Annotated in this window: 9 protein-coding genes; 5 read left to right on the forward strand and 4 right to left on the reverse strand. The window is 57.0% G+C overall.

Features of this window, described 5'->3' with window-relative positions:
• Nucleotides 1-13: 13 nt before the first annotated feature.
• Genes M2427_RS36260 through ugpC form a run of 4 tightly spaced genes read left to right on the forward strand, consistent with a single transcriptional unit; the run spans nt 14 to nt 4,851 of the window.
• Nucleotides 14-937 (forward strand): sugar ABC transporter permease, encoded by a 924-nt coding sequence (locus tag M2427_RS36260; protein ID WP_280711596.1) that lies wholly within the window; start codon nt 14-16, stop codon nt 935-937.
• Nucleotides 937-1,797: a carbohydrate ABC transporter permease gene (locus tag M2427_RS36265; protein ID WP_280711597.1), complete on the forward strand. Its 861-nt coding sequence runs from the start codon at nt 937-939 to the stop codon at nt 1,795-1,797. The genes M2427_RS36260 and M2427_RS36265 overlap by 1 nt, the downstream gene beginning before the upstream one ends.
• A 34-nt stretch (nt 1,798-1,831) precedes the next feature.
• Nucleotides 1,832-3,772 carry a beta-L-arabinofuranosidase domain-containing protein gene (locus tag M2427_RS36270; protein ID WP_280711598.1) on the forward strand — a complete coding sequence of 647 codons (1,941 nt, stop codon included), beginning with the start codon at nt 1,832-1,834 and terminating at the stop codon, nt 3,770-3,772.
• On the forward strand, nt 3,769-4,851 hold the full coding sequence (gene ugpC / locus M2427_RS36275; protein WP_280711599.1) for a sn-glycerol-3-phosphate ABC transporter ATP-binding protein UgpC: 1,083 nt from the start codon (nt 3,769-3,771) through the stop codon (nt 4,849-4,851). Before M2427_RS36270 ends, ugpC begins: the two co-directional genes overlap by 4 nt.
• A gap of 146 nt (nt 4,852-4,997) precedes the next feature.
• Here ugpC and M2427_RS36280 read toward each other — a convergent pair whose 3' ends face one another.
• The 3 genes from M2427_RS36280 to M2427_RS36290 form a co-directional block, all read right to left on the reverse strand.
• Nucleotides 4,998-5,654: a pentapeptide repeat-containing protein gene (locus tag M2427_RS36280; RefSeq protein WP_280711600.1), complete on the reverse strand. Its 657-nt coding sequence runs from the start codon at nt 5,652-5,654 to the stop codon at nt 4,998-5,000.
• Nucleotides 5,644-5,937, reverse strand: coding sequence for a hypothetical protein (locus M2427_RS36285; protein ID WP_280711601.1), 294 nt, complete (start codon nt 5,935-5,937; stop codon nt 5,644-5,646). The genes M2427_RS36280 and M2427_RS36285 overlap by 11 nt, the downstream gene beginning before the upstream one ends.
• Before the next feature lie 263 nt (nt 5,938-6,200).
• Nucleotides 6,201-6,731, reverse strand: coding sequence for a hypothetical protein (locus M2427_RS36290; protein ID WP_280711602.1), 531 nt, complete (start codon nt 6,729-6,731; stop codon nt 6,201-6,203).
• A gap of 493 nt (nt 6,732-7,224) precedes the next feature.
• On the opposite strand from M2427_RS36290, the gene M2427_RS36295 reads away from it, so the two are divergent.
• The gene (locus M2427_RS36295; RefSeq protein WP_280711603.1) at nt 7,225-7,407 is read left to right on the forward strand and encodes a hypothetical protein; all 183 of its coding nucleotides are present in this window, start codon (nt 7,225-7,227) and stop codon (nt 7,405-7,407) included.
• 10 nt (nt 7,408-7,417) lie between these two features.
• On the opposite strand, the gene M2427_RS36300 is transcribed toward M2427_RS36295, so the two are convergent.
• Complete coding sequence (locus M2427_RS36300; RefSeq protein WP_280711604.1) at nt 7,418-7,666, reverse strand: hypothetical protein; 249 nt, start codon at nt 7,664-7,666, stop codon at nt 7,418-7,420.
• Nucleotides 7,667-8,570 lie beyond the last annotated feature (904 nt).

Below are 8,570 nucleotides of genomic sequence, written 5' to 3' on the forward strand. Positions count from 1 at the left end.
CGGAAACTCCGTCATGAGCCAGCAAACGATGTCCCATGGACACCTTCCCCGGCGCCGGGGCGCGCAATTGCGTCGTAAGCAGTTGATTGGCCTGCTCTTCGTGGCGCCCGCAATTCTGCTCGTGCTCATGTTCTTCCTCGTACCGCTCGGCATGGCGTTCTGGATGTCGCTGCACAACTGGCCCCTGCTCGGCCGGGCGCACTTCATCGGCATCGACAACTACCTGAACTTGATGAGCGACCAGCGCTTCTGGGGCGCCATGCGGTTTACGGTGTACTATACCGTGATCGTCACTATTGCGATCTTCGCCGCCGCATTTCCGCTCGCGTTGTTTGTCGAACGAGCGCGACCGCTGACAAAGCTCTACCGCACCGCCGTCTTTCTACCAGTCGTCATCGGGTTTGGCTCAGCCAGCCTGCTCTGGTCCTGGTTGATGAACGTCGATGTCGGCCTGTTCTCGCCGCTCGCTTACCGACTTGGCCTGACGGAGAAGCCGGTCAATCTGCTCGCCAGCTTCGACACGACCTTTTGGTCAATCATCATCATGGTGGTCTGGAAGACGGCCGGCTTCAACATGATGATTCTGCTCACCGGCCTGCAAGGCATTTCCTCGGAAGTGCAAGAGGCGGCGCGCATGGACGGCGCTTCCGCCTGGCAACGCTTCCGCCGCATTACTTTGCCGCTGATGCGGCGAACCATTGCACTGGCACTGATCTTGTCGATCGCCGGCTCTGTTCTCGCGTTCGACCAGTTCTATATCATCGCGGACGGCGGCCCGCAGAACAGCACGGTCACCGCCGTCTACTGGATCTTCAGCCAGTCTTTCGTCTCGTTCCGCCTCGGCTACGGCGCAGCAATGTCGATGGTTCTGCTCGCAATACTCGTCACCATCAGCGTCGTCCAGTTGCGCCTGCTGCGCACGCCGGAGGGTGCCTGATGTCCCGCAAAGCCGCCGCCTCGCGCCGCAAGGTCTGGAGTGCAACCCGCTATCACGCGATCGGACTTGTCATCTCCTTCCTTTTCGTCGCACCGATCGCCTGGAGCGCGCTCGTCAGTTTCAAGTCCTCCGCCGAAGCTGCCCTCCCGCCCCTGCCGCCCTGGCCTGTGGAAGGCTTTAGCACGCAGAGCTACGAGAACCTGGCGAAATACGGCGTCGGCATCTGGACCTATGCCGCCAACAGCTTGACGGTCGCCGCCGCAACCGTGATCGTCACCGTCATCATCAGCCTGCTTGCCGGATACGGTTTCTCGCGCTTTCAGTTCCCGCTCAAGAACCTGCTGTTCATGCTGGTCATCTCGACGGTGATGATCCCATTTCAATCGATCCTGACGCCGTTGTTCCTGATCCTGACAAAACTCGGGCTTCAAAACACTCTGCCGGGCCTCGTGCTGATTTATGTGACGTTGCACCTGCCGTTTTCGATCTTCATGATGCGCAATGCTTTCGACGCCGTGCCCAAGGATATCGAAGACGCGGCAAGGGTCGATGGCGCTTCCGTATTGCTGATGCTTCGCAGGGTGATGCTGCCTCTGGTGTTGCCTGGAGTGGCGACCGTGGCGATCTTCGCCTTCCTCGCTTCGTGGAATGAGTTCCTGGCCGCACTGATCCTCCTTACTGATCAGAAGAAGTATACCCTGCCCGTGATGATGGCAGCCGTCCGCTCGGGTCAATTCGGCACGATCGACTGGGGTGCGGTGCAGTCGGGCGTGATGCTGATGATGGCGCCATGCCTCGCCCTCTTCCTGCTGCTGCAGCGCTACTACATCCGCGGCCTTACGGCTGGCGCGGTCAAGTAATTCACCCCAATCACATCAATGGAATGGTGACGACATGACTTCTCTCGATTTGCCCAAAGCCAGCGGTTTCCGGCCCCCCGCCGTTCCCGATGTCGAGGTGCGCGGCTTCTGGGGCGATCGCATGGACGCCGTAGCGGACAGGACCGCGATGATCCTCTATGAGCGTTGCGTTGCCGCCGGCATGTTCGACCAGATCGATCCTGCGCGGCCGGTGCCACCCGTCAAGATGCCGTGGCATACCCGAGCCGACGGCAAGCCAGACACCGTTAACGTACAGATGTTCTGGGATTCGGACGTGGCCAAAGTGATCGAGACCGCGGCGTATGCACTCTATCGCAAGCCGAACTCGGACCTAGAAGCCAAGATCGATGCGATCATCGACATGTTCGCAAGATTGCAACAGCAAGATGGCTACCTGAACTCCTGGTTCATCCGGATGCAGCCTGGACAGCGCTGGACCAATCTGCGCGACTGCCACGAACTCTATTGCGCCGGCCATCTGATGGAGGCGGCCGTCGCGTATTACGACGCGACGAGCAAGCGCGCACTGCTCGACGTGATGTGCCGCTATGCCGACCATATCGATAGAATGTTCGGCCCTCGCGCGGATCAGAAGCCCGGCTATTGCGGCCATGAGGAGATCGAACTCGCTCTCATCCGCCTTGGCCGCGCCACCGGCCAGCAGCGCTATCTTGACCTAGCCCGTTACTTTATCGACGCACGGGGACAGCAACCGCATTATTTCGATGTCGAAGCGGCGAAGCGTGGCGTCGATCCAGCTGGGTGGCGGCACAAGACTTACCAGTATAACCAGTCGCATCTTCCGGTGCGCGAGCAGACGAAAGTCGTCGGCCATGCCGTACGGGCAATGTATCTTTATTCTGGAATGGCAGATGTCGCGACCGAGTTCAGCGACGACAGTTTGACAGAGACATTGAAGGGCCTTTGGGAGGACCTGACTTCCAAGCAGATGTATGTCACTGGCGGCATCGGCCCGGCAGCCAGCAACGAGGGCTTCACTGAGTACTACGATCTTCCCAACGAGAGTGCCTATGCCGAGACCTGCGCAGCAGTCGCGCTGATGATGTGGGCGAGCCGCATGCTTGGGCGAGGCCCGGATCGGCAATACGCAGATGTCATGGAGCAGGCGCTCTACAATGGCGCGCTCGCTGGTCTCTCGATCAATGGCACGCGCTTCTTCTACGACAATCCGCTCGAAAGTCGTGGCGGCCATCATCGCTGGACCTGGCATCGCTGCCCGTGTTGTCCGCCAAACATCGCGCGCACCGTAGCCGCAATCGGCAGCTACATGTATGGCGTCTCCGCCGACGGCGTCGCGGTGCATCTATATGGCGAAAGCACAGCTCGACTGAAGCTCTCGTCCGTCCTGGTGACGTTGACGCAGCATACGACGTATCCGGCGGACGGGCGCGTCAAGATCGGCGTCGGCCTCGAAAAGGCAGCGACCTTTGCGCTGGCCCTGCGCGTGCCTGGTTGGTGCGACACCCCGTCCCTGACACTTAACGGCGAGGTCGTCGAACTCGGCGAGATGGACGGCGGCTACATCCGGCTGAACCGCGCGTGGCAGGACGGTGATGTGCTGATATTGGATCTGCCGATGAACGTGCGCGCCCTGCACGCGCATCCGGCGGTCAAGGCCGATCTCGGCCGCGTCGCCGTTGCGCGAGGTCCGCTGATCTATTGCGCCGAAGAAGCCGACAATAGCGCCGAACTCAACGCACTGATTTTGCCTCCCAACCTTGAGGCGGCGCGCACGTCGCCCGTGCCAGAATTGGGTGGCGCCCTCGCAATTCTGTTGCCGGCACGGCGCGAGGAATGGCGCCATCGCGACGGAAAGCTCTACGATACGCGGCCGCCCGACCTTGCCGACGTTACGGCGCGGCTCATACCCTACCACCTCTGGGACAATCGTGCCCCCGGCGAGATGCTGGTCTGGATAAGGTCGAGCCGATGAGCATATCTGAGACAGCGACCATCGAACTGCGGGGCGTGCGAAAAAGCTTCGGGTCGGTCAATGTCATCCATAATGTCGACCTCAAAGTCGAAGGCGGCGAGTTCGTTGTCTTTGTCGGCCCATCAGGCTGCGGCAAATCCACTCTGTTGCGAATGATCGCGGGACTTGAGGAAGTTAGCGATGGCGACATCCTTATTGCGGGCCGGGATGTAACCGATCTTGACCCCGCCAAACGCGGTATCGCTATGGTCTTCCAGTCCTATGCGCTTTACCCACATATGACCGTGCGCGAGAACCTTGCTTTTGGTCTCGAAATCGCCAAAACACCGGTCCCGGAGATCTGGCGTCAAGTCGAGGCTGCGGCCGAGATTCTCAAAATCGGCTCTCTGCTAGACCGTCGCCCGGGCCAGCTCTCGGGCGGGCAGAGGCAACGCGTTGCGATCGGCCGGGCGATCGTGCGCAAGCCGTTGGTTTTCCTCTTCGATGAGCCGTTGAGCAACCTCGACGCCGAGTTGCGTGTCAGCATGCGCGTCGAGATCGCGAGGCTGCACCGCGAACTCGGCAACACGATGATCTACGTCACGCACGATCAAACAGAAGCGATGACGCTGGCCGACAGGATCGTCATTCTTCGGGAGGGGCGAATCGAGCAGGTAGGAACGCCCCGTGAAGTCTACGAGAACCCAAACAACCTGTTCGTCGCCGGCTTCATCGGCTCGCCGCGCATGAACGTGCTAGACGCAGTCGCGCTAGGAGGCGATCGGTTTTCGGTGGGCGGCTCCGAAGTGTCTCTCGGCCAGCCAGTGCCGGCCGGCACGGCCAGCCAGACGACTAAGTTGGGCGTCCGGCCGGAGCACTGGCTTGTCAGCGATCAGAGGAAGAATGCGCTGCTAGCCCAAGTTGATTTCGCGGAATATCTCGGCAGTATCCGATACATTCACTGTAAGCTCTTGAGTGGCGAGGCCGTTACGGTGGAGCAGCGCGACGGCCCGGAGCTGGCTTCTGGTCAAAGGATTTGGCTGACCTGCAATCCTGTAAATCTGCTATACTTCTTGCCGTCGGGAGAAAGAATCCGTTGAACGTTGTCCTCCCCGAAAACGATCGCCCCGAACGCTCATAACGGTCTGGTTGCAGGTTCGAGTCCTGCCGGGCCCACCAGTATTTTCAAGGGCTTGGCCCGGCTTCTGACGCTTGGCTTTCTCGTCGACCAACGAAACAACCAATCCTACGTTCTTGCTCGGTGCCGAGTGCGTTCCGATAGCGTTCGCAGCCACGCGCAGATGGTCCGGATGATGATGGCCGTAGGTTTGGCACCAAACTGCGCCAACGTATGGTATATGAATGCCTTGTGCTCGGCCTTAGTGTCCACCGCAAGACTCATGTAGAGTGGGATTTCTGCCTTGACTGTTAGGCTGTTACTTTCATCAAACACAGCCTTGGCAATCTTGACCGCGTCGCCAGAATTCCGGTCGTTACGAAGCATCGCCTCTACTGTAAGAATAACATTCGCCCAATGTTCGCCCCGCAGGCGCTCAACGCGATCCGCATATTCGGGATGCGCATCAAAGAACTTCTTTTTGGAAAGCGAGTAGCTGAACACCGAGTCGTCTGCATCCGCGTCATTGAAGCAAGTTGTCCCATCCCATCCCACATTTACGCCGAATGCACCGCGCAAATCGGCCCCGGTGAAGTCAAAGCCGCGCAGATCAGAGTTCGAAAAATCAACGTCGGACAAGTCGGCATGCTTAAAGTCGCGAGCCGGGTTTAAGCCTAAAAACCGCACTTGCTCGGAAAAGCTATCTAAGTTCGATGCAAAACACCTTTCTGCGAGATGCAGAGTATCGTTTGGTACTTTGGCTTGAAGTGACTCTTCAATCTTCAATGTCTAATTCCGACCTAGAAAATGCAACAAATCCATCAAATCCATCCCCACCGGCAAGGGCTTTAGCGATTAGCACTTGAAACAGCTTCTTCTCGTTGGTGCTCTTAAAGATTTTGGATTTTTTGGCGGTGAGAATAAGATCCCTTTGCTTTGCGTACGCAGTCAGATCGAGCCGTTTGTCATTGGCTCTGTCATGAGACTCAACGCGACACAGGACCGCGTCATTCAGATAAGTCCCATCAAGGATTGGTTGCTCCCACGGAGGCTCAGTGACCTCCCACATTAGGTTTCCACGAGCACGTACGCGGTAGTGCGTCTGTCTTTCGGTCGTGGAAACCGTACCCTTTTCGGCAATTGCTTGAGAGCCTCCGGTCTTTGCCGAAAGCTCTGAATTCACCGCTAGCTTAAAACCGACTCCGTGGTTTTCTTTCTCTCCACGGAGATTTCGGTCGACACTGTGTGCTCCCGCGTTTCTTGGTTAATCGAAGCTGCGTCGCTCTAACTAGAATACAAATTCACGAAGCCACGACGCCGAGAGTCGTCGGTTTAGCGGCGCCAATAAAAATAAATTAAGCCGACAATCAAGCTAGCGAGAATAGCAAGCCGAATGACCCGGCGTGTGCTAAATGGTTTGTTCAACCAAGCCTGTAACTTCAATCTTAGCGGACCGCTTTTCAGGACTAACTGTTCGACCTCATCGTTTGTGTGACAACGATGGAGGCTTTCGGTAAAATCGGTAAAGTGATCTTCTGCACTTCGATGTCTATGGATTAGCCAATACTGCCAACCAGCTGCATACGTTACGTTAGCAATGGCCTCGCTCCGAGACTCGCGCCATCTACTCTTCGCCCAAATCATATACGTATTGGGGTCTACGTAGCCAGATCGATAGGCATAGAACTCAATGAATTGAAGCGCAAAGAATTGCGCGTAGTAGTGCTTAACCTCCCACTCTAAGAAATTGGGGATGGTTGCGTCGGGACTCGTCCAGCCCGCTGGAGCGACCCTTTGACCGCTTTGAATTTGATGCTTTCGTTCCATCAAATCGTCGAACGACTTCCCGAACTGAATTGCCATGTCGGATTTCCGCAGCCCCTTTGTCATTCTGACCGTTCCGTAGAACGTGACAGACAGGACTGTTGCGGTAATCATCGCACCTACGTACGGCGCGGCTATTACCAAGCCATCCTTGTTATTGTGAAGCCAAGACGACAGCCAAGACATAGTTACGCCTCCTACAATCGCCCGTTTGTTCAGATTGGGCCATTATGGAACTGCTCGCAAGACCGAAGTTGCATTTCGCTCAAAGGTAAACCGCGCTTAAAAAGGCGACCTCTCTACCGCGAAGTAAGTTAGGTTTCGCACGTCGGCAGCTTTAGCGCGCCGCGTTCTCATCGCGAAAGACCAACTTTGCCCAGTCCATCATTATCCCGTCATGGCATCTCATCGGGCTCTGCCAGTTGTTACCCTGCGAACGATATCGCCTTCGGCCATGTATGTATTACTTTCATTGAAATGTGATGATGTCTCCCCTGCTAGAAGCCCCGCTCTTAAATTAGGAGCCTCCTCCATGCCAAAGAAGACGAAGAAGGTTGCCCGCCGCGAATGGACCGCGGCGGACGTGAAATCGTTGCGTGCCCATTCCGAGGCCCGCACACCTGTTGCAATAATTGCGAAGCTCACGAAGCGAAGCGTGCCCTCTTTACGTATGAAGGCATCAAGCCTTGGTATCGGGCTCGGTCACCAGCGTTGACGCGTCCCGCCTACGACGTCGCGGCCAAGATCGTTCGTTTGTCGCCGTTGCGATTCAGTTTGACAAACGTATCGACGCTGCGAACGGGCTTTCTCGTTTCATAGTCGGCCTCACCGCCGCCGTATGGCTTTGGCATCCGGGGATTCTTGATCGCGTTCGCTAGCACAGGGTCCATTGGACGTGTTTGTTCGGCTCCCTTGCCGTTCACGCGGTCCCATTGAGTACGGAGTTCGGCGCGTCGAGAAAAGAATTCAGTCAATGTGTTCTCCAAATGAAAAAGGCAGCCCTACCGGCTGCCCTTGTGTTACATGCAAAATATCCGTGCACGTGTCGGGGTTCTGACGGTTTGGCCAAGGTTTTAAGTTAGGTCCGGTCTACCCCCGATAGCCGACATATTCTCGGCCGTGGAATGCGGCAGCGGTGGGGCCAACAGGGGACATTCGCAAAAAGGGTTGCCAATTTCGCCGGTCTTATTTTGAATAGCGTTTCTCTTTGAGCGCTTGCTTGATGGCCCATTCGGCTGCGAGAATTGCCTCTGCGCGATTATAGGAAATGCCGGTTTTCAGCGGGTGCCCTTCTCGCTCAAACGACCATTTCCAGCCGAACGGATTGGCGGTTTGGACGATTGTGTATTCTATACCCTGACATTGCATTAGGCGGCCTTCATGTCGTTCTCGGCGGGCGCAATTCGCTCTTGGTCCATGCTTGAAAGTCCGGGACCTGCATTGGATCAATGTCGTCGCACTTGATACACTGAAACTTGCGACCGCCTGTTTTGACGATCACGAAGTGCATCGGCTTGCCGCATTTCGGGCAGATCGGGCGGGGAGAGTTTTTGGGCATGGGGGCTCACGCTGAGTTGAGGCGCGAGTCTTCTGCTCACAGTCATCGGTAGCTGCCGGGTAAGACCGACGATGGAACCACGCTAGTTAACTATCGTGACGGCTGCATCAAGAAAGAACGGGACTACGTATTGTTACGTAGCCTCCGTGCATTCGCGACATGTCTTTGCCAGTAACGGCGGGCGGATCACCGCAGCACCGCATGAAAACGGCCAAAGGTCGGCTCAGGGTCTTGGTTGTGTGCAAACGCACAGGTCGGGAGCGGCCGTTGCCGCCAATCATTGCAGTCGGCCGATGTCGTCGGGTCCGATCGTCAATGAC

The sequence above is a fragment of the Bradyrhizobium sp. BR13661 genome, from assembly GCF_029892425.1.
Taxonomy (GTDB): Bacteria; Pseudomonadota; Alphaproteobacteria; order Rhizobiales; family Xanthobacteraceae; genus Bradyrhizobium.